At 71.5% G+C, this 23,181-nt stretch carries 20 protein-coding genes and 1 pseudogene; 15 read left to right on the forward strand and 6 right to left on the reverse strand.

The annotated features are described in order from the left end of the window. Window positions 1–103: 103 nt before the first annotated feature. From AB0D59_RS05135 to AB0D59_RS05155, 5 genes are read right to left on the reverse strand one after another with little or no spacing between them, the layout of a single operon-like run. Window positions 104–871 (reverse strand): ABC transporter ATP-binding protein, encoded by a 768-nt coding sequence (locus tag AB0D59_RS05135; protein ID WP_362560965.1) that lies wholly within the window; start codon window positions 869–871, stop codon window positions 104–106. 3 nt (window positions 872–874) lie between these two features. Beyond that, on the reverse strand, window positions 875–2,482 hold the full coding sequence (mdlC, locus tag AB0D59_RS05140) for a benzoylformate decarboxylase (protein ID WP_362560967.1): 1,608 nt from the start codon (window positions 2,480–2,482) through the stop codon (window positions 875–877). Next, window positions 2,479–3,378 (reverse strand): ABC transporter permease subunit, encoded by a 900-nt coding sequence (locus AB0D59_RS05145; protein ID WP_362560969.1) that lies wholly within the window; start codon window positions 3,376–3,378, stop codon window positions 2,479–2,481. The genes mdlC and AB0D59_RS05145 overlap by 4 nt, the downstream gene beginning before the upstream one ends. Next, window positions 3,375–4,175 carry an ABC transporter permease gene (locus AB0D59_RS05150; RefSeq protein WP_362560970.1) on the reverse strand — a complete coding sequence of 267 codons (801 nt, stop codon included), beginning with the start codon at window positions 4,173–4,175 and terminating at the stop codon, window positions 3,375–3,377. Before AB0D59_RS05150 ends, AB0D59_RS05145 begins: the two co-directional genes overlap by 4 nt. Continuing rightward, the gene (locus tag AB0D59_RS05155; RefSeq protein ID WP_362560972.1) at window positions 4,172–5,149 is read right to left on the reverse strand and encodes an ABC transporter substrate-binding protein; all 978 of its coding nucleotides are present in this window, start codon (window positions 5,147–5,149) and stop codon (window positions 4,172–4,174) included. Before AB0D59_RS05155 ends, AB0D59_RS05150 begins: the two co-directional genes overlap by 4 nt. Window positions 5,150–5,589: 440 nt before the next feature. Here AB0D59_RS05155 and AB0D59_RS05160 point away from each other — a divergent pair, with 440 nt between their 5' ends. Continuing rightward, entirely contained in the window at window positions 5,590–6,168 is a 579-nt protein-coding gene (locus tag AB0D59_RS05160; RefSeq protein ID WP_362560973.1) for a fasciclin domain-containing protein, read from the forward strand. A 159-nt stretch (window positions 6,169–6,327) separates the two neighbouring features. On the opposite strand, the gene AB0D59_RS05165 is transcribed toward AB0D59_RS05160, so the two are convergent. Then, complete coding sequence (locus AB0D59_RS05165) at window positions 6,328–6,924, reverse strand: TetR/AcrR family transcriptional regulator (RefSeq protein WP_362560976.1); 597 nt, start codon at window positions 6,922–6,924, stop codon at window positions 6,328–6,330. Between the two features lie 223 nt (window positions 6,925–7,147). Here AB0D59_RS05165 and AB0D59_RS05170 point away from each other — a divergent pair, with 223 nt between their 5' ends. The 14 genes and pseudogenes from AB0D59_RS05170 to AB0D59_RS05235 all read left to right on the forward strand — a co-directional run bounded on the left by AB0D59_RS05170 (window position 7,148) and on the right by AB0D59_RS05235 (window position 23,177). Then, complete coding sequence (locus AB0D59_RS05170; protein WP_362560978.1) at window positions 7,148–7,780, forward strand: ATP-binding protein; 633 nt, start codon at window positions 7,148–7,150, stop codon at window positions 7,778–7,780. 309 nt (window positions 7,781–8,089) lie between these two features. Beyond that, the gene (locus tag AB0D59_RS05175) at window positions 8,090–9,115 is read left to right on the forward strand and encodes a LacI family DNA-binding transcriptional regulator (RefSeq protein ID WP_362560980.1); all 1,026 of its coding nucleotides are present in this window, start codon (window positions 8,090–8,092) and stop codon (window positions 9,113–9,115) included. 243 nt (window positions 9,116–9,358) lie between these two features. Then, on the forward strand, window positions 9,359–10,603 hold the full coding sequence (locus tag AB0D59_RS05180; RefSeq protein ID WP_362560982.1) for an extracellular solute-binding protein: 1,245 nt from the start codon (window positions 9,359–9,361) through the stop codon (window positions 10,601–10,603). A gap of 157 nt (window positions 10,604–10,760) precedes the next feature. Next, on the forward strand, window positions 10,761–11,729 hold the full coding sequence (locus AB0D59_RS05185; protein WP_362560985.1) for a sugar ABC transporter permease: 969 nt from the start codon (window positions 10,761–10,763) through the stop codon (window positions 11,727–11,729). Window positions 11,730–11,862: 133 nt separating this feature from the next. After that, window positions 11,863–12,633 carry a carbohydrate ABC transporter permease gene (locus AB0D59_RS05190; protein ID WP_362561690.1) on the forward strand — a complete coding sequence of 257 codons (771 nt, stop codon included), beginning with the start codon at window positions 11,863–11,865 and terminating at the stop codon, window positions 12,631–12,633. Between the two features lie 94 nt (window positions 12,634–12,727). Continuing rightward, on the forward strand, window positions 12,728–14,791 hold the full coding sequence (locus AB0D59_RS05195; protein ID WP_362560988.1) for a TIM-barrel domain-containing protein: 2,064 nt from the start codon (window positions 12,728–12,730) through the stop codon (window positions 14,789–14,791). An 89-nt stretch (window positions 14,792–14,880) separates the two neighbouring features. Further along, window positions 14,881–16,731, forward strand: a complete 1,851-nt coding sequence (locus AB0D59_RS05200; protein ID WP_362560991.1) for a beta-xylosidase — start codon at window positions 14,881–14,883, stop codon at window positions 16,729–16,731. A 370-nt stretch (window positions 16,732–17,101) separates the two neighbouring features. After that, window positions 17,102–18,214: a zinc-dependent alcohol dehydrogenase family protein gene (locus tag AB0D59_RS05205; protein ID WP_362560993.1), complete on the forward strand. Its 1,113-nt coding sequence runs from the start codon at window positions 17,102–17,104 to the stop codon at window positions 18,212–18,214. A gap of 159 nt (window positions 18,215–18,373) precedes the next feature. Beyond that, the gene (locus AB0D59_RS05210) at window positions 18,374–18,622 is read left to right on the forward strand and encodes a hypothetical protein (RefSeq protein ID WP_362560996.1); all 249 of its coding nucleotides are present in this window, start codon (window positions 18,374–18,376) and stop codon (window positions 18,620–18,622) included. An 11-nt stretch (window positions 18,623–18,633) separates the two neighbouring features. Further along, on the forward strand, window positions 18,634–19,824 hold the full coding sequence (locus AB0D59_RS05215; protein WP_362560998.1) for an SPFH domain-containing protein: 1,191 nt from the start codon (window positions 18,634–18,636) through the stop codon (window positions 19,822–19,824). A 411-nt stretch (window positions 19,825–20,235) separates the two neighbouring features. Further along, on the forward strand, window positions 20,236–21,171 hold the full coding sequence (locus tag AB0D59_RS05220; RefSeq protein ID WP_362561000.1) for a slipin family protein: 936 nt from the start codon (window positions 20,236–20,238) through the stop codon (window positions 21,169–21,171). A gap of 118 nt (window positions 21,172–21,289) precedes the next feature. After that, window positions 21,290–21,569, forward strand: a pseudogene (locus AB0D59_RS05225) (helix-turn-helix domain-containing protein); the annotation flags it as partial. Continuing rightward, window positions 21,566–22,072, forward strand: coding sequence for a glutathione peroxidase (locus AB0D59_RS05230; protein WP_351737389.1), 507 nt, complete (start codon window positions 21,566–21,568; stop codon window positions 22,070–22,072). The pseudogene AB0D59_RS05225 and the gene AB0D59_RS05230, both read left to right, overlap by 4 nt. 130 nt (window positions 22,073–22,202) lie before the next feature. Next, the gene (locus AB0D59_RS05235) at window positions 22,203–23,177 is read left to right on the forward strand and encodes a MerR family transcriptional regulator (protein ID WP_362561003.1); all 975 of its coding nucleotides are present in this window, start codon (window positions 22,203–22,205) and stop codon (window positions 23,175–23,177) included. Window positions 23,178–23,181 lie beyond the last annotated feature (4 nt).

Below are 23,181 nucleotides of genomic sequence, written 5' to 3' on the forward strand. Positions count from 1 at the left end.
CCGTTCGCGGCCGCGGAATCAGGACGACCGGCCACGACGGGACGGCAAACGGCAAACGACAGACGACAGACGACAGACGACAGACGGTGCAGCACGGGCCTGCTCATTCCGGACCTCGCGGCGGAGTGTTTCGCACCGCCCGTCCCACCTCCGTGCGCAGCGCCACGAAACCGGGAGAGCTGCGCGTGGTGATCTGGTCCCGCTCGCCCGGCAGGACGACCGGCAGGTCCCGGACGACACGGGAACCGGGGCCGGGCGAGAGGACGACGACGCGGTCGCCCACGTACACGCTCTCGTCGATGTCGTGGGTGACGAACACGATGGTCGTGTCGTCCGCGCGATGGACCTCCAGCAGCAGGTCCTCCAGATCCTCGCGGGTGCCCGCGTCCAGTGAGCCGAACGGCTCGTCCATGAGCAGCAGCGAGGGCCGGCAGACGAGGGCGCGGGCGATGGCGACGCGCTGCTGCATACCGCCGGACAGCTCCCGGGGATGGCGCCGGGCGGCCCCGTGCAGCCCGACCCGTTCGAGGATCGTCTCCGCCTCGGCTCGGCGGGCGGCACGGGTCAGGCCCTGGCGGCGCAGCGGCAGGGCCACGTTGTCGCGGACGGTGAGCCAGGGCAGCAGCGAGCGGCCGTACTCCTGGAAGACCACCGCGAGCCGCTCCGGCACACCGGTCACCGGTTCCCCGTCGACCGTGACCGTGCCCTCCTGCGGGGGCAGCAGCCCGGCGACCGTGCGCAGCAGCGTGGACTTGCCGCAGCCGGAGGGCCCGACCACGCTGAGGAGCTGTCCGTCGGGCACGGCCAGGCTGATGCCGTCCAGGACGTGCTGGTCGCCGAAGTGCCGGCTGACGGAGTCGAGGCGCAGCATCCCTCACCCGGCCCAGGGCTCGTACAGGGTGCCCGCGCTGCCGGTCACCGCGACGTGCAGCAGGAACGGGCCGGCGTCGTCGCCCCGGTCCAGGGCGTGGTCCAGGGCGGCCGGCAGTTCCTCGGGGTGCTCGACGCGGGCCGCCGGGCAGCCGAAGGACTCCGCGAGTGCCGCGAAGTCGATGCCCGTGATGTCCGTGCCGGGGACGGGGGCGATGCCGATCCGGCGGCCCAGCGCGCGGACGGCCGCGTAACCGCCGTTGTCCAGAAGGACGTAGGTGACCGGTGCCGCGTGGCGGGCCGCGGTCCACAGGGCCTGCACCGAGTACAGCGCCGAGCCGTCCCCGACCACGCACACCACCCGGCGCCGGTCGGCGAGCGCCCGGCCCACCGCGAGGGGCAGGCCCCAGCCGAGCGCCCCGCTGCCCGTGGTGAGGAAGCCGCCGCTCTGTTCGACAGGCACGCGCGCGTGGAGCGCGTCACGGTGGCTCGGCGCCTCCTCGACGAGGACCCGGTCGCGCGGCAGCCGGGCGCGCAGCAGATCGAAGAACAGCTCCGGGGTGACGCGCCCCTCGGTGCGGGCCGGAGCGGGTGCCGGCCGGGGCGGCGGCGGGGCGCGGTCGGGTTCCTTGAGCAGTCCGGTGAGCCGTTCCAGGGCGGGCCGCAGGGTGGTGACGACGCTGGTGCCGGTGGGCAGCCAGGCGGCCTGGGCGGGGTCGCAGTCCAGGTGGAACAGCTCGGTACCGGGCGCGAGCGGCGGGCCGCCGTCCGCCACGTGATAGGTGAACACCGGTGCGCCCAGGGCGACCACCACGTCGTACGGTGCGAGACGCGCGGACAGTTGGCGGGCGACCGGTGGCAGGAAGCCCTGGAACAGCGGATGCGACTCCGGGAAGCCGGAGCGGCCGGAGAGCGGGCTGATCCACACCCCGGCCCGGATCCGTTCCGCCAGCGCCCGTACCTGTTCCAGCGCGTCCTCGTCGTCCACGCCGGGGCCCACCACGAGCGCCGGGCGCGCGCAGGCCTCCAGCCGGGCGGCGAGCGCGTCGAGGGCGGCCGGTGCGGCCGTGAACCCCGAGTGGACCGTGCGGGGTGTGACGGGCTCGGCGGGCCGGTCCCAGTCGTCCTCGGGCACGGACACGAACACCGGGCCACGCGGCGGCGTCATCGCGACCCGGTACGCCTCGGCGAGCACGGCCGGCACGTCCTCGGCCCGCTCCGGCTGGCGCGCGGACTTCACGTACGGGCGCGGGAACAGGGCCGGTTCGTCGGCGCCGAGGAACGGCCGCAGCTGGATCAGCGAGCGCGCCTGCTGACCCGCCACGATCACCAGCGGCACCCGGTCGCGGAAGGCGTTGAAGACGGCGCCGAGCGAGTGCCCCACCCCGCCGGCCGAGTGCAGGCTGACGAACGCGGGCCGCCGGGTGCCGAGCGCGTACCCGGCCGCCATGCCGACGGCGACGGACTCCTGCAGACCCAGCACATACGTGAAGTCGTCCGGCCAGTCGCGGAACATCCGCAGTTCCGTGGAGCCCGGATTACCGAAGACCGTGGTCATGCCGGTGTCGCGCAGGAATCGTACGACCGCCTCGCGCACCGTGGGCGTGGTCATGCTGTCCTCCTTGCGGACGCGGACGAAACCGGGCCGACCAGCCGTTTCTCGACTGCCAGCAGTCCGGTGTTGAGGAGATACCCGAGTGCACCGAGCAGCAGCAGCGCCGACCACACCGTGAGCAGGTCGGAGCGTGTCTGGGCGTCGGTGAGCGTGAATCCGATGCCGTCGGCACTGCCCGGCAGCAGCTCCGAGAACACCATCAGGATCAGGCACAGCGACAGGCTGAGCCGGAGCCCCGCGAAGATCCGGGGCAGCGCCGAGGGCAGGATCAGGAACCACAGCCGCTCGGGTGCCGTCAGCCGCAGCACGGCCGCCATCTCGAGCCGCAGCGGATCGGTGGCACGGGCACCCTCGGCCGAGTTGACCAGCACCGGCCATACGGCGCTGAACACGATCGACGCCACCTGCATGGGCGTACCGACGTCGAAGACGACGACGAACACCGGCACCAGCGCGGGCGGCGGCACGGCCCGCGCGAACTGGAGCACCGGGTTGCACAGCGCGTACGCCCGGCGCGAGCGGCCCACCGCGAGCCCCAGTGCGATCCCGGCGACGGCGGCGATCGCGAACCCGGCAGCCATCCGGCCCAGGCTCGGCAGGATGGTGCCGACGGCGTCCGAGGTGAGGAACAGATGGCCGGCCGGGCCCGAGAACCACAGGTCGCGGGCGTGCCGGACGATCCGCAGCGGCGGCGGGAAGTACACGCTGTGCTGGGCACGGGCGGCCGGCTCCCAGCAGAGGACGGCACCGAGGAACACCGACCAGCGCAGCAGGAAGGGCACGGCGGTGGTGCGGGGCGGGCCGGGTACGGATCCAGGCCGTTCGCTGCCCTGCGTCTGCCTCTGCGTCTGCCTCTGCGTCTGCTTCTGCTTCTGCTTCTGCGTCTGCGTCATGGGTGGTTCCTCTGCGACTTCGCTGCCTCCGGGCGGGGTTCCTGCGCCCAGGCGAACAACCGCCGCTCGGCGCCGACCAGTACGCCGTTGACCACCAGCCCGAGGCCGCCCGCCCACACCACCCCGGCCAGCACGTCCCGGGTGCCGTCCGTCTCGTTCTGGGCCTGGGCGATGAAGATGCCGAGGCCCTGGCCGAAGCCGGAGAGGATCTCCGTCGCGACGGCGAGGATCAGGGCGACCGCGGCCGAGATCCGCACCCCGGCGGCGATGAACGGGGCGGTGGCCGGCAGCTCGACCCGCAGCAGCACCGCGAGCCGGCCGAACCCGAAGGCGCGCAGGGTGTCCCTGGCCAGCGGGTCGGTCTCGCCGAGTCCGTAGACAGTGTTGAACAGCACCGGCCACAGCGAGGCGTACGCGATCAGCGTCACCTCCGTCTGCGTGCCCGACCCGAGCAGCAGTGACACCAGCGGGATCAGCGCGACGGACGGCAGGGGCCGCAGGAACTCGATCACGGCGCGTGCGGCGGCCTCCACCACCGGCACCGCACCCAGCAGCAGTCCCAGCGGCACGGCGAGAGCGCAGGCGATCCCGAGGCCGAGCGCCCACGCCCGCAGGGTCACCCCGATCCCGTCGAGAAAGGCCGGGTCGCCGGCCAGCCTCCCGGCGCGGGCGAGGACTTCGGACGCGGGCGGCAGATAGCTGCGCCGGACGATCCCGGCCCGGGACACCGCCTCACAGATCCCGAAGGCCGCCGCCGCGCCGAGCAGGCCCAGCAGCAGCTCCTGACGCCGGGTCATTTCACCAGCAGGGGTGCCGGGTCGACGTCCTTCGTCAGCAGTCCCTGGGTGCGCATGAGCCGGATGAGCCGGCGCAGGGCGGCCGGATCGGCGGTCGTCGGATAGACCGGCAGGTGGATCGACTTGGCCTGGTCCGCGGTCACCTTGGCGTACTTGGGCAGTTCGGTGCGCACCGCCGCCGGATCCTCGGCGGCCAGCTTGGACGCCGCCTCGACGGCACGCCGGAAGCCCGCCGCCGCCTTCGGGTTCTTCTTCACGAAGGCGGCGGTGGTGACGTACCCGCTGGCGGGCAGGCCCCTCGCCGGTCCCGAACCGCCGTCGAGCAGCACCCGCGCGCCCAGCTCGCCCTGGATGGCCGTGTCGAAGGGCTCGACCGCGTGTGCGGCGTCCACCTGGCCCCGCTGCAGGGCAGGCCCCATCTGCGGGAACAGGATCTGCCGGTAGACGGGTCGGCCGGCGTGCCGGGCGTCGAGGATCGCGTTCAGGGTCAGGGACTGGACGTTGTTCAGGACGGCGACGGCGACCTTCTTGCCCGCGAGGTCCGCGGGCGACTTCAGGGCGGAGTCCTTGGGCACGAGGACATCCATCATGTGCGGGCCGATCCGTACGCCCTCGGCGAGAATGCGCAGGTCCAGGGTGCCCTTCTCGTACGCCTGGAAGTAGGTGACGTAGTTCGCGCTCGCGATGACGTCCACCTGGCCCTTGAGCAGCGCGGGCAGCGCCTGGATGCTCTGCTGCACGGGCTGGATGCGCACGTCCAGGCCCTCCTTGGCGAACAGACCGCGGTCCCGGGCCAGATAGAGGGCGGCGGAGTCGGTGAGCGGCAGTGCCGCCACGGTCAGCTGCTGCCGGCCGTCGTCGGAGTGCGGTGTGCCGCCGCTGTCACAGCCGACCAGGATGAGCGCCGCGGCGGCGGCGAGGGCGGCGAGGCGTTTGGTTCCCGTGGTTCCCGAACGTGATCGACGTAAAGGCATGTCGGCATGACTACCCCAATTTGTCATGATCGCTACAGCCCCGGAGCGGGTTTCGGGGTCTTTGCAGAAAGTACGCACCGAGCGCCGGGGAGCCGCCCGCGCCGGGCGGGGAAGTACGACGGGGGCGCCTGCCCGGCGGAGTCCTCGGCCTCACGGCCGACCAGCTCTGACGCGCTCGGGAAGGGGACGGGCCACGGCCGCCGTCCGGCCGCCGTCCGCCCGAGGCCGGCGGGCAGGGCCCGTTCGCCGACTCGACGGTGTACGCGCGGGGCAGCCCGTTCCGAGATGCGCTCACTCGGACCCGCTGGATACGCTCGCTGAGTGATCAGGTGACATCGGCCCAGGGCCGGGCGCGCGGCCGCGCCCCCCGTCCACCGGATACGACGGCTTCCGCAGTCAGACCTCTGCAGTGTTCACGCCTCCATGGGAGGAAGGTTGCGATGAGGTTCACCCGCATGCGTACGGCAAAGGCCACCGCGGCAGCTCTGGTCGCCATCCCGCTCGCGCTGGGAGGTCTGGCGTCGCAGAGCCACGCGCAGGACGCCTCTCCCAGTCCGTCGGGGACGTTCGGTCCCGGCTGTTCGGCGCTCGCCCAGAAGGCCGACACGGTCAAGGACAAGGTCGTAGAGGCCGCGGCCGCATATCCGCAGCTCAGTCATCTGGTCTCGGCCGCGGTCAGGGCAAGGCTGAGCGGCGCTCTCGACGGGAAACCCGACGTCACCATCTTCGCTCCCAACGACCAGGCCTTCCAACAGGCGTCCGCGGCGCAGCTCGCCTCGCTGCTCGGCAATCAGGGGGAGCTGAAGAAGGTGCTGACGTACCACGTCGTGGACCAGCAGATCACCCCGGACCAACTCTCCAAGGGCTCCTTCACGACGGTGGAAGGCGGCAAACTGACCACGTCGGGCTCGGGCACCGACTTCAAGGTCAACGGCAAGGCGAACATCGTCTGCGGCAACATCAAGGCCGCGAACGCCACCATCTACGTCATCGACACGGTCCTCCAGCCCCCGTCCTGACGCACGGCTCCCGTTCCCGGCGCCCATCGGCGGCGAACCGCCGCCGATGGGCGCCGGGGCGACCCGCGTGGCCCCGGGAACGGGAGTTCCCTCGCGCAGGTTCCGGCCCGTGGCCGTGTCTTCTGGTACCGGCGGCCGTACCTGTCGGCGGGGCATCCACTAGGTGGTTTGCCAGCCGGGTTCGAGACGGTCGAGGAGGACGCGGAAGGCTGCTTCGGCTCGGTCCCAGTCGCCGTCGGCCAGGGGGGCGACGTTCAGCCCGAAAACCGCGTCCACCAGGAGCGTCGCCTCGGTGCGGGCTCGCTCCTCGGCCAGGCCCAGGTCACCCAGCACGGACATGAGCAGACGCGTCCATCCGGTGATCACGTCGTGCATGAGCGGCCCGTACCGGTCCGGGTGGAGCAGGCTGGCGACCATCACCTCGAGGGAGAGCGGAAGCAAGGCACGCCGGTCGGGGGTGCTGAACAGCCGCCACAATTGCTCCATGAAGCGACGGAGTCCCGCCGGGTCTTCGGGGCGGCCGAGGGTGTCGAGCAGTTCGGGGGCGCGCAGGAGCGGCCGGTTCTCGTCCAGTGCGAGCGCGTCGGCGATCAGACGTTCCTTGGTACCGAAGTAGTACAGGAGCATGCGGTCGCTGGTGCCCAGAGCCTGGGCCATCGGCCGCAGCGACAGGTCGGCCAGGCCATGGCGGATCACGTACTGACGGACCTGGTCCAGCAGCTCGTGTCGCTTGGCCGGGTCGGGCGGGCGCGGCATGGAATCTCCCACTGCGGTCGCACGGTGGCACAGGAGACCAGACCCCTATGTCCGATTACTTATCTTTTCCTACCTTATTTACCGTAGCACCCATTACGTGTATCGTAGGCGTAGTAAGTGCTACATGAATGCTGAGCCCGAGGCGTGCTGCCGGCCCCGTTCCGCCTGGGCCCGCGGCCCGGGCGCCGCATGGCCGCCGGTGGTTCAGAAAGGAATGATTCCCATGGCCTCGCCAGTCATAGGTCTCGCCGAGGCTCCTCGCAGGGACCGTTTTGCCTGGCTGCTCCGTCGTCGGGACGGGCAGTGGGCAGGGGACAACGCCGCAGACCACGCCGCAGACCACGCCGAGAATCGGAGGCCGTCCCCGGATGCTGCCCCGTCGTGGCTCGCCCGGCAGTGGGCTCTGTGGTCGCGCCCCCTGGAACCCCTGCGACCGCTTGACGCGCCCCGTGCCCGCGCCACCGACTGGGAGGCCTCCTGGCCCCTGAAGCGGGAACCGACCTCGGTCCGCCAGGCCCGGCGACTTGTCACTGCGCAACTGGCCGAATGGGAGCTCACGGAGATGGCCGACACCGCCGAGCTCCTGGTCAGCGAACTGGTCACCAACGCCCTGCGCCACACGCGTGGCGCACTGCGGCTCAATCTGCTGGTGCGTGAGGGCCGCCTGCGCTGCGAGGTCGAGGACACCGCCTCGGCCTCTCCTGTGCGCCGCGTCGTCGACACCGACGCGGAAGACGGACGCGGCATGGAACTGCTCGACCTGCTCGCCGAAGTCTGGGGCGGCACCCGCACGGCCACCGGCAAGACGGTGTGGTTCGAACTGCCGACGGAGATTCCTCCGTCCACGCAGGCGTGATCCGGCCATGCAGTGAACACCTTTTCCGACGGCAACGGGGGGCGGTCGCCGGCGACGGGGACGCCTCCTGAGCGTCGCGGCTGCTTCCGCACCCGGTCGCGGCGTCTGCCGTCCGGCGCTCGGACCGGTATCCGGCCCCTCCTCTCCTCATCTGGCAAGCCCTGGCTCCTCCTTGATGTCTCCTGCTCGCCAAAGGTGCTGCAGAACCCTTGACGTTGGCGATACCGCGGGCTTGTAATCGCCATCGAACCGGTTCGCGAACCGGTTCGACCAGGTACCGCAGGCCCCTGTCGGTCTGAGAGGTGAGCAGTGAACATCGGCGAAATCGCCAAACGAGCCGGGGTGTCACGCAGCACGGTGTCGTACGTGCTGAGCGGCAAGCGCCCGGTGTCGGAAGAGGTCAGGGCCCGGGTCGAGCGGGTCATCAAGGAGTCGGGATACCGGCCGAGTGCCACCGCACGCGCGCTGGCTCAAGGCTCCACACGAGCCTTCGGTCTGGTGATCCCTCCGATGGGAGGCCATCTCAGCATCGACCAGTTGCACTTCGTCGGCTCCGTCGCCGAGGCCGCGGCCGATCACGACTACGACGTCCTGCTGTCACCCAGTGGTCGCGAGGAGGCTTTCGACCGCATGCTCGGCGAGCGCCGAGTGGACGGCGTGATCGTGATGGAGACCGTGCTGCACGATGCCCGGGTGGTGCGGCTGCTGGAGCAGTCGATGCCGTGCGTCACCATCGGTCGTACCGGCAGCGACGCGGAACACGGGTGGGTGGATCTGGACTACGCCGGGCTGGTGACCACGGCCGTGGAGCGGCTGGCGGAGCTCGGGCATCGCAGGATCGCCCTGGTGAACCGCCCGCAGGCGCTCCTGGACCGTGAGTACGGTCCTGCCTACCGCGCGCTGGACGCCTTCGAGAAGACCGTGGTCGAGCTCGGGCTGCAGGGACGGGCGGTGTGCTGTGAGGACGAGCAGTCCGCCGGACTGGAGTGCGCGCGGGCACTGCTGGAAGAAGATCCCGCTCTCACCGCCTTGGTGACGATCAACGAACGATCGCTGGCGGGCGTCCTGCGGGGCCTTCGGCAGGCCGGTCTGCGCCTGCCCGATGACTTCTCGCTGGTGGCCGTCACCTCTCAGGACAACGCGTGCGGTCTCAGTCCTCAGGTCACCGCCGCCGACGTTCCCACCGCCGAGATGGGGCGCCGGGCCGTCGAGGCGCTGCACAGGGCGGTGACCGGACCGGCCACCTCTTTCGATCACGTGCTGCTCCGGCCCGACCTGGTCGAACGCGACACCCTGGGGCCCGCGCCCGACCCCGGCAGCGTGCACCCGCGCTGAAGCCCCGGGTCCCGAGGCCGAGCCGCCGAGCCTCGGGACACACCCTCACACCCCGCGCTCACACCCCGCGCGCCGACACCGGCATCGGGTCCCGCCTGTCCCGGCCCCGTCCACGGCCGGCGCTCCCCCAGCCGGTCACACCCCGCCGCCACAGTGCGGTCCCTCGTCCGTCCTGCCTGCCCTGCGTCGGCCGGGCACACCACCCCCGCACCGTCCGCGCATCCCTTCATTCCTGGAGCCGCCATGCCTACCACCCCTGCCAGATCCCGCCGTCCCCGCTCGTTCGTCCCCCTGACGGCGCTGCTCGCCGCCACTGGTCTCGTCCTGACCGCCTGCGGTGGAAGCTCGTCGTCCGACTCCGCGGAGGGCAGGACGATCACCCTGACCGAGATGGACTACTACAACACGGAGCCACTGCACAGCGCCCTGCCCGAGCAGCTCAAGCAGTGCGGCGACAAGGCCGGCGTCACCGTCAAGCGGCAGGTGGTGCCGGAACTGCGGACCAAGCTCATGCAGTTGGCCGGCAGCCGGGCGATACCGGATCTGGTCCTGCTCGACAATCCCGACCTGCAGCAGCTCGCCGCCACCGGGGCCCTGGCCGACCTCGGTGCGGCCGGTCTGAGCACGGACGGGCTCTACCCGAACATCGTCGCCGCGGGTCAGTACCAGGGGAAGCTGTACGGGGTGGCGCCCGGTGTGAACCAGCTGGCGCTGTACTACAACACGGCGATGTTCAAGAAGGCGGGCCTCGAACCGCCCCGCACCTGGGACGAGTTGCGTACGGCGGCCAAGAAGCTCACCGACGGCGAGAAGGTGCGCGGGATCGGTTTCGCGGTGCCGGCCACGGAAGAGGGCAGTTTCCAGTTCGAGTCCTTCTTCTTCAGCTCGGGTGCCTCGCTGAAGAAGCTCGACTCGCCGCAGGCCGTGGCGGCGCTGCAGCTGCTCAAGGACCTGGTCGCCTCCGGTGCGGCGCCCAAGGACGTGCTCAGCTGGACGCAGGCGAACGTCGAGGAGCAGTTCGCCAACGGCTCGCTGGCCATGATGGTCAACGGCCCTTGGCAGCTGCCCCAGTTGCAGAAGGCGGGGATGAAGGACTTCGGCATCGCGCCGGTTCCCGCCCCGGCCGGCGGCACGTCCTCGAGTGCCCTGGGCGGCGAGGTGTGGGCGGCCGGCAACAACGGCGACAAGGCCCGCAAGGCGGCCGAGGTCATCAAGTGCATGGTGTCGAAGGACAACAGCCTGGCCTGGGCGAAACTCACCAACTACGTGCCGTCCGACGAGTCGGCGGCGGCCGAACTGGCCGCCTCGGTACCGGAGATGAAGACATTCGTGAAGACCATCGGCACGGCCAGGGGCCGGACGGCGGAACTCGGAGCGGACTACCCGAAGTACTCGCAGGCCCTGTGGACGGCGGTGCAGTCGGCGCTGTCGGGCGGCAAGTCGCCGGCGGCGGCCCTGGCCGAGGCGCAGCGCGAGGCGACGCGATGAGGACCGCGGCAGAGCCCGGACACCGGCCCGGGGCAGAGGCAGAGCCCCGACACCGGCCAGGGGCAGAGGCAGAGCCCCGACACCGGCCAGGGGCAGAGGCAGAGCCCGGATACCGGCCAGGGGCAGAGGCCTGGCCCGGGGCCGGGAGGAGGTAGCGGTGGCGCTGGCAGTCTCCAAGGACGCCCCCGCCGTGTCCGGCGGCGGGCCGTCGCCGCGGCCGTCCGGGCCTGCCGCCTGGTCGGCGCGCAGCCGGCGGCTGGGCCTGGGATTCGTGGTGCCGGTCGTCGTGTTCGTCGCGGTGTTCTACCTGTATCCGCTGGGCCGTAACGTCGTGCTGTCGTTCCAGGACTACGGCATCAAGTCCCTCTACAGCGGCGAGGCCCCCTTCAACGGCTTCGACAACTACACGAAGCTGCTGAGCGATCCGGTCTTCCACCAGGCCGCGGTCAACACGCTGGTGTTCGTCGCGGGTTCGCTCTTCTTCCAGTTCACCATCGGTCTGGGGCTCGCGGAGTTCTTCCACCGTGCCTTTCCGCTGAGCCAGTTGCTGCGAGCGCTGCTGCTGATCCCGTGGCTGCTGCCGCTGGTGGTCTCCGGCACACTGTTCCGCTGGATGCTCGACACCAGCAACGGTGTCGTCAACCAGATCCTGCTCAACCTGCACCTCGTGCAGCATCCGGTGCCGTGGCTCAACGACCCCGGCACCGCGATGGTCGCCGTGCTGATCTGCAACGTCTGGATCGGCGTGCCGTTCAACATGGTCATCCTCTACGGCGGTCTGCGGGCCGTTCCGGCGCAGCTGTACGAGGCGGCCGCCCTGGACGGTGCCGGACGGCGCCAGCAGTTCCGCCACATCACGCTGCCCCAGCTCAGGCCGGTGATCGGCGTCGTGCTGACACTCGGTCTGATCTACACGCTCAAGGTCTTCGACGTGATCTGGGTGATGACCAAGGGCGGACCGGCCAACGCCACCCACACCGTCACCACCTACGCCTACCAGCTGTCCTTCGGCGGCCTTGCGGAATTCGGGCTCGGCGCGGCGGCGGGAAACCTGCTCATCGTGGTGGCCGCCGTCTTCGCACTGTTCTATCTGCGCTCGCTACGTGCCGAAGCGGAGAACCACTGACATGACTGTCCACACCCCCCTCCGGGCCGGTGCGGCCCGCGCCCACAGCGCACGCCGTCCGCGCCGCGCGCCCCGGCGCCGGTCCCTGCCGTCCTGGATCAGGACCACGGCCGGTGTCGCCATCGTCGCGGTCATGCTGTTTCCGCTCTACTGGATGGTGAACGCCTCCTTCCAGACCAATGAGCAGCTGGCCCGGCGCTCCCCGCACTGGCTGCCCTGGGGCGGCACCCTCAGCGGCTACCGGGACGCGCTGTCCCAGCAGGGCGGCCACCTGCTGGCGTCCTTGGTCGTCGCGGCCGGTGCCACCCTCCTGACCCTGGCCGTCGCCGCCCCGGCCGCCTACGCCCTGGCGCTGCTGCGCACCGCGGGCGGGCGAACGCTGCTGAGCGTGCTGCTCGTGGTCCAGCTCGTGCCGGGCATCGTGATGGCCAACGCCCTGTACCGGATCTTCGCCTCGGCGGGAATCCTCGACTCGGCGCCGGCGCTGATCCTCGCGGACGCCACCCTCGCCGTACCGTTCGCCGTGCTGATTCTGCGGGCCTTCATGGCGGGCATTCCCCGTTCCCTGCTGGAAGCGGCATCGCTGGACGGCGCGGGCACCGTACGCGCCTTCTGCCGGATCGTGCTGCCCATGTCCCGCAACGCGCTGATCACGTCCGGGCTGTTCGCGTTCCTCTTCGCCTGGGGCGACTTCCTGTTCGCCACCACGCTCAACCTCAACTCCACCACCTGGAAGCCCATCACGGTGGGCCTCTACGACTACATCGGCGCCGGCACCAACACCACCAGCTGGAACTCGGTGATGGCCACGGCCGTCATCTCCTCCCTGCCCGCCGCCCTGCTGCTGGTCATCGCCCAGCGGCATGTGGCGGCCGGTCTCACCGGCGGCGCGGTCAAGGACTGACCGCGCCGCCCGGTGGATGCCACGCGACACCGCCGACTTCCGCTACGCGGCACCGCCGTCCTCCGGTCCACCTCGCTCTGTCGAAAGGAGCAGTGTGTCCCTGCCCGACACCACCACACCGCCCGTCCCGCCGGCCCCCCAGGCAAACGACCACCACATCCCCGCGTCCGCCCCCGATGCCACGGTCTGCCGGCTCGAGTTCGGCGACGCCGAGCACGTCGTCCGGGTGGAGCCGTGGGGCCCCGACAGCGTCCGGGTACGGGCGGCCCGGCACCGGATCCGCGACGACCTGCCCGGAGCCCTGGGCGCTTCGCCCGATGCCGCCGACGCGCGGGTGCACACGGACACGTCCGGCACCAGGATCCTCACCGTCGGACGCCTGCGGGTGGAGCTGTCGCCGCAGGGGCGGCTGCGTTTCGTGCGCACCGATGACGGGGCGGAGCTGCTGCGCGAGGACGTGGGGCATTTCGCGTGGCCCGGCCCGCGCCAGTTCACCCCGGCCGGTGACCACGGCCACCGGATCGACCAGCGGTTCGCCTCCTACGACGGGGAGCGCTTCTTCGGGCTGGGCCAGCACTCGCACGGGCGCCTCGACCACAAGCACATGGTGATCGATCTCGTGCAGCGCAACGGAGAGGTCACCATCCCCTTCACCCTCTCCTCCCGCGGCTACGGCCTGCTGTGGAACCAGCCGGCCGTCGGGCGGGTGGAACTGGCCGCCAACCAGACGCGCTGGGTCGCCGACGCCGCCGAACAGATCGACTACTGGATCACCACCCACCCCACACCGGCCGGCATCATGCGCCACTACGCCGATGCCACCGGGCATGCTCCGGTGCTGCCGGAATGGGCCCTCGGCCTGTGGCAGTCCCGGCTGCGCTACCGCACCCAGGACGAGCTGCTGGAGGTGGCCCGCGCGTACCGGCGGCGGGGCCTGCCGTTGTCGGTCATCGCCGTCGACTACTTCCACTGGCCGCACCTGGGCGACTGGCGCTTCGACGAGGCCGACTGGCCCGACCCGGCCGGCATGGTGGCCGAGCTCGAGAGCATGGGAGTACGGCCGCTCCTGTCGGTCTGGCCGTCCGTCAGCGTCCTGAGCGAGAACTACGCCCGCATGCGCGACGAGCGGCTGCTGGTCGGCACCGAGCAGGGCCAGCCGTTCCAGCACGTCTTCCCCGACGGCCAGTTCGCCGGCGAGCCCCTGCCGGTGGCCTTCTACGACCCGACCGACGAACGGGCCCGCGACTTCGTGTGGAGCCGCGTCAAGCGCAACTACTTCGACCTCGGCTTCCGGCTGTGGTGGCTCGACGCATGCGAACCGGAGATGTTCCCCGAGCAGTTCGGCAACCTGCGCTACGCGGCGGGCCCCGGCCGCGCGGTGGCCAACCTCTACCCGCGCGAACACGTCCGGGGCTTCTACGAGCACACGCGCGCCGCGGGTGAAGAGGTCCCGGTGAGTCTGGTGCGTTCCGCCTGGGCCGGCAGCCAGGCCTACGGGGCCGCCCTGTGGTCGGGCGACATCCCGGCCACGTTCGGGGCCCTGGCCTCGCAGATACGTGCCGGGCTGAGCGCCGGGCTGAGCGGCATCCCGTGGTGGACCACCGACATCGGCGGATTCCACGGCGGCGACCCGGACGACCCCGCCTACCGTGAACTGGTCGTCCGCTGGTTCCAGTTCGCCGTCTTCTGCCCGCTGCTGCGCATGCACGGCCACCGCGAGCCGCGCGACAGCTTCGCCGCCGGTCACAGCGGCGGCCCCAACGAACTGTGGTCGTACGGCGAGGAGGCCTACGAGATCCTCACCGGTCAGCTCCGGCTGCGCCAGGAACTGCGTCCCTACCTGCACCAGCAGATGGTCGCGGCCGGCGCCAGCGGCGCCCCTGTCATCCGCCCCCTGTTCTTCGACTTCCCCGACGACCCCACCGCCTGGACGGTCGAGGACCAGTTCCTGTGCGGCCCCGACCTGATCGTCGCCCCCGTCACCCGGCTCGGCGAGCGCCACCGCCAGGTCTACCTGCCCGCGGGCGCGGACTGGATCGACACGGCCGGCCACCACCGCCACCCGGGCGGCCGGACGGTCCGCGCCGACGCACCGCTCGACCGCATCCCGGTCTTCGTCCGCGACGGCTCCCCGATCGCCGCCGCGTTCGCCCACTGAAGCAGGCCGCCGCTCAGGCGGCCGTCCCCTGGAGCCGCCCCAGCCCGCCGGGCTGCGGTCAAAGAAAGGGACACTCCATGTCACACCCCATGTCACACCCCCTGCATTCGCCACCGACCAGACCGCACCTGACCGGACCGCACCCGGCGGGACCGCACCCGGCCGACGGCACCGGCGCCCGCCGCCACGGCAGACTCGCCGCGCTGGTCGCCTCGCTCGCCCTGCTCGTCACCGGCGGCCAACTGGCCGCGACCGCACCGGCGCACGCCGACGGCCAAGCCGTCACCGTCGACCTGGGCACCACCCAGGGCGCGGCCACCGGTGTCGGCAGCGGCTTTCTGTACGGGCTGAACGAGGACGGGAGCGGCCCCGACGACAGCCTGCTGGCCCCGCTCGCCCCACGCTCGGCGCGTGGTGGCGGGGCCCGTCTCGACGGCGGCGGCTGGGTCGGCGACGACTACCGCCCCGGCAGCGGCTACACCCGCCGCCTCAACTCCGCGCTCGCCCAGGCCCGCAGGCTCACCACACCGCCCTACGCCGTCACCTACGACCTGCTCGTCAGTGACATCTGGGGGGCCGACTCCACCCAGCCCGCCGCCACCGTCTATCCCTGCACCGGCGGCGACTGCGGCAACTGGGGGACGTTCCTGCGCCGCCTGGCCGCCGACGTCGCCGCCTCCGGGGTCAAGGTCCGCTACGACATCTGGAACGAGCCCGCCGGCGCGTTCTTCCCACCCGGCTTCAACACCACGCAGTACTACCAGATGTGGGACACCGCGGTACGCGAACTGCGAGCCGCCGCCCCGCAGGCGGTGATCGTGGGCCCCTCCCTGTGGGACTTCAGCCCGGGCAACGTCTCCCCCTTCCTCGACCACACCAAAGCCGCCGGTACGGTTCCCGACGTCGTCAACTGGCACTTCAGCGGCACGCCCGTCTCCGACGCCCAGACCATGCGCTCCCTGCTCGACTCCAAGGGACTGGGCGGACTGCCGCTGTCGATGAACGAATACCTCCACGGCGACGAGCAGCACGCCGGCTATCAGGCCTGGTACCTGGCCCAGTTGGCGAACTCCGGCATCGATTCCGCCTCCCACGCCATCTGGGACGACTGCTGTGCGGCAGGGACTCTCGACGGCGTCCTGGTCCGCAGCAACGGCGTGCTGCGGCCGACCGGCCAGTGGTGGGTCTACAAGGGCTACGCCGACATGACCGGCTCACGGGCACAGGTCAGCACGCAGGGCACGCTCGCCGCCCTCGCCACCGTCGATCCGGTGCGCAAGAGGGCCTCGGTGCTGGCCGCGGCAACCTCCGGCGTCCCCTCGGCGGACCTCACCATCAACGGCCTGACCAGCCCGGCACTGTCCGGCGGCAACGGCGTCACCGTCACCGTCCAGCGCGTTCCCGACCAGGCACCCCTGGAGCAGCCCGTCACCGTCAGCAGCCAGACCGTTCCGGCCGGCACCGGCAGCGTGCACCTGTCGCTCGCCGGAGCGGCCGCCCAGGACGCCTTCCTCGTCACCGTCGTCCCCGCCGGCCAGGGCAGCACGACCGTCGACGCCGCCGTGACGGGCAGCGGACCGGACTACTTCCAGTACGGAACGAACTGGGGACAGACCAACGGCGTGGGCGACATGTACGACGCCACCGCCAACTGGAGTTATGTTCCCGGCTCGACGGCGCTGCTGCACTTCACGGGTCGGCAGGTGACCCTGCGGGCCGTCCGCGACACCGACCAGGGGCGCATGTACGTCAGCGTCGACGGCTCGGTCCCCGTGACGGTGGACGACTACGCGTCCGCGCGCGCGGCTTCCTCGAGCGTGTGGACCAGTCCGCAGCTGCCGGCCGGACCCCACACCGTCGTGGTCACCGTCGCACCCGACATCAACCCCGCCAGCGGCGGCCACAACATCGCCCTGGACAGCGCTGTGATCCAGAAGTGACCGGACCGCCGGTCCCGCGGCCCGGCGCGGGACCGGCGGCCGCGCCGCTACCGCCGGGCCCGTGACGGTGGTCGCAGGTCGAATCCTGGCGGGGGCACCAGGCCGAAGGCCTCGGACCGGTCTGGTCCGGGGCCCCGGGTGGAGCCGTCGGAGGCTGGATTGCAGGGCCTGTCCATGGCGCTTAGCGTGATCTCGGGTGCGGTGCGCACGGCGGACTGCGCAGGGCACGGGTCCGGGGTCCGGTAAAGGCCCAGGCGACCCGACGCCGATGACACTCCGCGCACGGTCGCCGGCGAGGGTGTCGGCAGCAGCGTTGTTCCCGTCCGGAACGCCCGCCGAGTTCGCCGGGCGCCGAGAGACGAGGTCACTCATGGCACGATCCATGTGCGCGCTCGTAGCGGGAACGGTCGGCGAGCCGGCCGATGTCCTGCGGCTGGAATCCCGGCCTGTTCCCACGCCGGGGAGCGGTCAGGCGCTGATCCGCGTGAGGGCGACTCCGATTCACGCCAGTGATCTGCATGTGCTGCGTGGCCGCTACGGCTTCTCCCCCGGGTTTCCCACTGTCGGCGGGCACATGGAATGCGTGGGCCGTATCGAGGCCCTGGGCCCGGACACCGAGGGACTGGAGATCGGCGAGCGCGTGGTGGCCGTGGCGATCCCGGCCGTACCCGGGCCGCCGGTGGCCGGTACCTGGCAGGAATACCTTGTCGCCGATGCCCACAGGCTCCTGCCGGTCCCCGACCGGCTGAGCGACTCCAGCACCTGCCAACTCGCCGTCAACCCGTTGACCGCGCTGCTCCTGGTGACGCGCGAACTCGACGTACAGCCGGGTGAATGGTTGCTGCAGACGGCCGCGGGCTCCACCGTCGGCCGGCTCGTCATTCAGCTGGCCGGGCATCTGGGGATGCGCACGATCAATGTCGTACGGCGGCGCGCCGCCGTCGAGGAGATCAAGGCGCTCGGCGGTGACGAGGTGGTCTGCACCGAGGACGAGGACCTGTTGCGGCGTGTGGCCGAGATCGCCGGACCGGCCGGCGTGCGCAAGGCCGCCGACTGTGTCGCGGGCGACGTGGGTGCCCAGGTGTCCCAGGCCCTGGCTCCGGGAGGAGAGGTCGTGGTCTACGGCGCGCTCTCCACCCACCGGCAGACCGACCCGGCAGCGCTGACCATCCCGTTGCAGGCCCGCTCGGTCATCTACGAGACCAAGACAGTCCGTGGCTTCTGGCTCAACCGCTGGTTCGGCACCGCTGCACCCGCGGATGCGCTGCGCGCGCTGTCCGAGGTGCGCGACCTCGTCGCCGACGGCGTGCTGAGCATCCCCCAGGGCCGGCCTTTCCCGCTCGACCGTTTCACCGAAGCCATCGCGTTCGCCGAAGCACCCGCGCACGGCGCCAAACCGCTCTTCGTCTTCGAGGACGGCCAGGACGACCAGGACGGCAGGGACGGCCAGGACACGGCCGGCCAGGACGAGGCCGACGGGTAGCCGCGGCCCCGCCGACCCCGGCCGACGCCGGCCGCGCGGTCTCGGTGGGCCGGGGCGTGGGCGTTCCTGTGGGGAGGCCGAAGTTACCTGGCCGTTGGGTCCCGGGCCGAGTGGGTCTATCGTCGGATTCATGGGCCAGGACGAGGAAGGCGGCCGGTGATGCCGCAGGACGATGCCGTGATCGGCTGCATGGGGCAGGTACTCATCGGAACCCGTGGTTCCGCCGGCCCCGGCGAGGTCCTGGTACGGGTCCGAGGCGGCTCCGAGACCTTCCTCGCCTGGTCGGAGGATCCCCTGCCGGTGGGCGCCACGGTGCTCGTGATCGAATCACGTGGATGCCGCGAGGTCTGCGTCATCGAGTGGGTGGATCCATTGGACGCGCTCGGCGACATAGCCGAGGCCGGCTGAGGAGTACAAGCATGTTCGGATACCGCGTCCCCGCTCCCGACGAGGCGATGTTGATCTCGGGGGGCAGGCGGGGACTGGGGGGCGCGCCGTTCCGAGTGGTGACGGGGCACGGCAAGTTCGTGCTGCCGGTCTTCCGGAAGGTCCGGTTCCTCACCCTGTCCATGTGTGAGTCCGAGGTCACCGAGACCTGCGTGACCAGACAGGGCATCGCGTTGCACGTCCGCGCGGTCATCGCCTTCAAGGTCGGCAACGACCAGGAGAGCATCATCAACGCGGGCCAGCGTTTTCTCTCCGACCAGGAGCAGATGTCGGTGCTCACCGGCCGGATCTTCGCCGGGCACCTGCGGGCCATCATCGGCTCGATGACCGTCGAGGAGATCGTCACCGAGCGGCAGAAGCTCGCCGCGGAGGTCCTGGACACCTCCAAGACCGAGATGGCGAAGATCGGCCTGATCGTCGACTCGCTGCAGATCCAGTCGATCGACGACGGCGACGTCGGCTACATCGACGCCATGTCGGCCCCGCACAAGGCGGCCATCCAGCGGCAGGCGCAGATCGCCCAGGCGCAGGCCACCCAGGCCTCGGTCGAGGCGGAGCAGGTGGCGGCCCGCAACCAGGCCGAGTACGCCCGGCAGACCGCGATCGTCAAGGCCGAGTACTCGGCCGAGGTGGACCGCGCCCAGGCGCAGGCCGCGCAGGCCGGACCGCTGGCGCAGGCACACGCCCAGCAGGAGGTGCTCGCCGCCCAGACGGAGCTGGCCCAGCGCCAGGCCAAGCTGCGCCAGCAGCAGCTGGTGTCCGAGGTCGTGAGGCCCGCCGAGGCCGAGGCCGAGCGGGTCAGGATCCTCGCGGCCGCCGAGGCGCAGCGGATGAAGATCCAGGCGGAGGCCGCGGCGTCGTACGACCGCGTGGCGCTCGACCGGATGCTGATCGACCAGCTCCCGCAGATCGTCAAGGAGGCGGCCGGCGGTCTCGCCGGTGCCAACGTGAACGTCCTCAACGGCGCGGACGGCCTCGGCGAGATCGCCGCCGGCCTGGTCTCCCAGGGCCTGACGATCCTCGACTCGGTCCGGCAGAACCTGAGCGGACAGGAGTCCGACGGCCACCGCCCCGAGAAGAGCGAGGCCAACGGCAGCAGCCTGCTCCAGCTGCCTTCCAGCAAGGCGAGGAAGTCGGACGACGGTCCGGTGGACGTCGACTAGTACGCCCCGGAAAGGACGCGAGCGGTTCACGCAGGGCAGGCGCCCGGCCGGGGTTTCCCGGCCGGGCGTTCTTGCGTGGGCCGCCGTTGGGTTCGGCGGCGCGCGAGCCGTCGTCGCCGACGCGGTCCTACCGGCCCGGGGCAGCCGGTAGCGGTCCGGGGTGCGGCCGGCCCCATGCAGGGCCGAGAACCCCTTGGAGCACGAGTGTTACGTTCGGCTGGGGGGATCCCGGGTTCCGGCAGGACGGGTACCCGTACCGCGCGGCGGACATCGTGCCGAGGTGACCGCGGATCCCGCTCGTTTTCTTTACGCACTCCTGACGCCGGCCCCCGCATCCCGTGGGGTCCCGCCGGTGTCCTCATCCTTGCCGGATCGTTGTCCGGATCTCGTCTGAGAATGGAGTGAGTGCCGATGGACGGCGCCGTCGTAGGGGTCGTACTGGTCCTCGTTTTGGTCCTGCTCGTGCTGCGCAGCGGGATGCGGGTGGTCAACCAGGTCGAGCGCGGGATCGTGTTCCGGTGGGGCAAGGCGCTGCCGACCTACCGGCACCCGGGGATCACCTTCCTCATCCCCTTCGCCGACCGGATGCGCAAGGTGAACGTGCAGGTGGTCACCATGCCGGTGCCCACGCAGGAGGGCATCACCAAGGACAACGTGTCCGTGAAGGTCGACGCCGTCGTCTACTTCCGGGTCACCGACCCGATCCGCGCCGCCATCGAGGTGCAGGACTACGTCTTCGCCGTCGGGCAGGTCGCCCAGTCGTCGCTGCGGTCCATCATCGGCAAGAGCGATCTCGACGACCTGCTCACCGACCGGGAGCGGCTGCACGAGGGGCTCGCCCTGATGATCGACAGCCCGGCCGCGGAGTGGGGCATCCACATCGACCGCGTCGAGATCAAGGACGTACAGCTGCCGGAGTCGCTGAAGCGGTCCATGTCCCGGCAGGCGGAGGCGGAACGGGAGCGGCGGGCCCGCGTCATCACCGCGGACGGTGAGTTCCAGGCCGCCCAGCAGCTCGCCAACGCCTCCCGGATCATGTCCGACTCGCCCGAGGCGATGCAGCTGCGGCTGCTGCAGACCGTCGTCGAGGTGGCCGCCGAGAAGAACTCCACCCTGGTGATGCCCTTCCCGGTCGAGCTGCTGCGCTACTTCGAGCGCGCCACCAAGCGGCTCGACCAGGAGGTGGAGAAGAACGAGCGGGAACTGGAGGCGCCGGAGGGGCAGGCCGCGCTGAAGGCCGGGATCGAGCAGATCGCCGCCGTCGCGGACAGGTTCGGCCCGGCGGCGGAGGTCACCGCCCCGCGGGAACCGTCGCCGGAACCTTCCGCTCCTGCCGACCGGCCGTAGCCAGCGTCAGCGTCACGGCGAGCGACGCGAGCGCCATCAGCGTCATCGCACTGGCGGGCGAGGTGAGTGAGGCCACCGAGCCCGCCCGTGCCGTGCTGATGCTGCTGCACGCCCCACCGCGCAGACCGTCCCGGCCGCCCTCTCGGCGCTGCTGGGCGGCGGGCGCGCCGGCGTGCTGGTGCTGCTGGACGCCCCGCTGAGCACGACCCACCTGACGGCGGTGACCGGGCAGGGGCTGGGTTCGGTCGGGCGGCATCTGAGGGTGCTGCTGGACGCCGGGCTGGTGGAGCGGCGGCGGGCCGGGCGGTCGGTGCTGTACTCGCGGACGGCGGCGGGAGACGTGCTGGTGGAGGCCGGGACCCGGTCGTCCACTTGGCGGAGTTAGCATCCGCTCATGACGACTACCGAGAACAACGGGTCCGTGCTCGACATCGAGATCGGTGCTCTCCAGGGCGGTTCCGCCGACCTGCCGGGCTACACCGGCCAGGCCGTGCTCATCGTGAACGTGGCCTCCAAGTGCGGTCTGACCCCGCAGTACGGCGGCCTGGAGCGGCTCCAGGAGCGGTACGCGGCGCAGGGCTTCACCGTGCTCGGGGTGCCCTGCAACCAGTTCATGGGGCAGGAGCCCGGCAGCGCCGAGGAGATCGCCGAGTTCTGCTCGGCGACGTACGGCGTGACCTTCCCGCTGACCGAGAAGGTCGAGGTCAACGGGGATGACCGGCACCCGCTCTACCAGCGGCTGGTGGACTTCGCCGACGGCGAGGGGCACACCGGTGACATCCGCTGGAACTTCGAGAAGTTCCTGATCGGCCGGGACGGCCAGGTCGTCGCCCGGTTCGCGCCGCAGACCGAGCCGGAGTCGGCGGAGGTCGTGGCCGCGGTGGAGAAGGCCATCGGCTGACGCCCCGAGCCTCACGACGGCGGTCACGGGAGACGGTGTCCCGTGACCGCCGTCGGCGTTCCGTGCCCGCCGCTTGACCTTGCCCCTGGGGCAGGGGCGAGCGTCGGTCGCGCCGGGCCACGGGTGCCCGGTGACGGAGGATGTGGGCGTGGAGGACGAGGAACTGCTCACGATCGGCGCGTTCGCGGCGCGGTCCCGGCTCTCGGCGAAGGCGCTGCGCCTGTACGACCGGCTGGGGCTGCTGACCCCGGCGCACGTCGACGGGACGACCGGCTACCGGTACTACCGGGCCGGGCAGGCGGAGCGCGCCCGGCTGGTGGCGCTGCTCCGGCAGCTGGACATGCCCCTGGCGCGGATCGCCGAGGTGATCGAGGCGGCGGACGGCGGCGCGACCGACGGCGACACGGCGGACTGCGACACGGCGGACGGCGGTACGCCCACCGGTGGCTCGGCCGCCGGCAGCGCGGCCGCCGGGCTGCTGACCGCCTACTGGGCGGATGTCGAGCGGCGGATCGCCGGGCAGCGGACCCTTGTCGCCTATCTCCGTGGACGGCTGTCCGGGAGGAGTTCGGAGATGTACGAGACGTTCGCGGTGGAGACGGTGGAGGTGCCCGCGCAGGTGGTGATCACCGAGACGCGGCACACCTTGGCAAACGAGCTGCCCGCCTGGATCCCCGCCGCGCTGGGCCGTCTGGAGGCGGCGGCCCGCGAGTGCGGGGGCGTGGCCGGGGCGCCGTTCGTCGTGTACTACGCGGAGGTGTCCATGGAGAGCGACGGGCCGGCCGAGGCCTGTGTCCCGGTGGCGGACGAGGCGGCGGCCCGGGCCTGGGCGGAGCGGCACGGGCGGCCCCGGGAGACGAAGGTGCGCGTCGAGCCGGCGCGCACGCTGGCGTACACGCGGATCAGCAAGGCGCAGGTGGCGCATCCGCAGATCGTGGCGGCCTTCGAGGCGGTGGAGCGGTGGGTGGCCCGGCAGGGCGGCCCGGGCGGCGCCCAGGAGGGCGCTCTGGAGTACGACGGCCCGTGCCGGGAGGTCTACTTCGCGGACTGGGACGCGGCGGGCCCTGAGGACCCGGTCTGCGATGTGGCCTTCCCCGTCCGGTAGGGGA

The organism is Streptomyces sp. NPDC048417 (assembly GCF_040651615.1).
Classification (GTDB): domain Bacteria; phylum Actinomycetota; class Actinomycetes; order Streptomycetales; family Streptomycetaceae; genus Streptomyces.

Coding starts and splice junctions, on each gene's coding strand:
- AB0D59_RS05135 (WP_362560965.1), bottom strand. CDS start 871: ATGCTGCGCCTCGACTCCGTCAGCCGGCACTTCGGCGACCAGCACGTC.
- mdlC (WP_362560967.1), bottom strand. CDS start 2,482: ATGACCACGCCCACGGTGCGCGAGGCGGTCGTACGATTCCTGCGCGAC.
- AB0D59_RS05145 (WP_362560969.1), bottom strand. CDS start 3,378: ATGACGCAGACGCAGAAGCAGAAGCAGAAGCAGACGCAGAGGCAGACG.
- AB0D59_RS05150 (WP_362560970.1), bottom strand. CDS start 4,175: ATGACCCGGCGTCAGGAGCTGCTGCTGGGCCTGCTCGGCGCGGCGGCG.
- AB0D59_RS05155 (WP_362560972.1), bottom strand. CDS start 5,149: ATGCCTTTACGTCGATCACGTTCGGGAACCACGGGAACCAAACGCCTC.
- AB0D59_RS05160 (WP_362560973.1), top strand. CDS start 5,590: ATGAGGTTCACCCGCATGCGTACGGCAAAGGCCACCGCGGCAGCTCTG.
- AB0D59_RS05165 (WP_362560976.1), bottom strand. CDS start 6,924: ATGCCGCGCCCGCCCGACCCGGCCAAGCGACACGAGCTGCTGGACCAG.
- AB0D59_RS05170 (WP_362560978.1), top strand. CDS start 7,148: ATGGCCTCGCCAGTCATAGGTCTCGCCGAGGCTCCTCGCAGGGACCGT.
- AB0D59_RS05180 (WP_362560982.1), top strand. CDS start 9,359: ATGCCTACCACCCCTGCCAGATCCCGCCGTCCCCGCTCGTTCGTCCCC.
- AB0D59_RS05190 (WP_362561690.1), top strand. CDS start 11,863: ATGCTGTTTCCGCTCTACTGGATGGTGAACGCCTCCTTCCAGACCAAT.
- AB0D59_RS05200 (WP_362560991.1), top strand. CDS start 14,881: ATGTCACACCCCCTGCATTCGCCACCGACCAGACCGCACCTGACCGGA.
- AB0D59_RS05205 (WP_362560993.1), top strand. CDS start 17,102: ATGGCACGATCCATGTGCGCGCTCGTAGCGGGAACGGTCGGCGAGCCG.
- AB0D59_RS05210 (WP_362560996.1), top strand. CDS start 18,374: ATGCCGCAGGACGATGCCGTGATCGGCTGCATGGGGCAGGTACTCATC.
- AB0D59_RS05215 (WP_362560998.1), top strand. CDS start 18,634: ATGTTCGGATACCGCGTCCCCGCTCCCGACGAGGCGATGTTGATCTCG.
- AB0D59_RS05220 (WP_362561000.1), top strand. CDS start 20,236: ATGGACGGCGCCGTCGTAGGGGTCGTACTGGTCCTCGTTTTGGTCCTG.
- AB0D59_RS05230 (WP_351737389.1), top strand. CDS start 21,566: ATGACGACTACCGAGAACAACGGGTCCGTGCTCGACATCGAGATCGGT.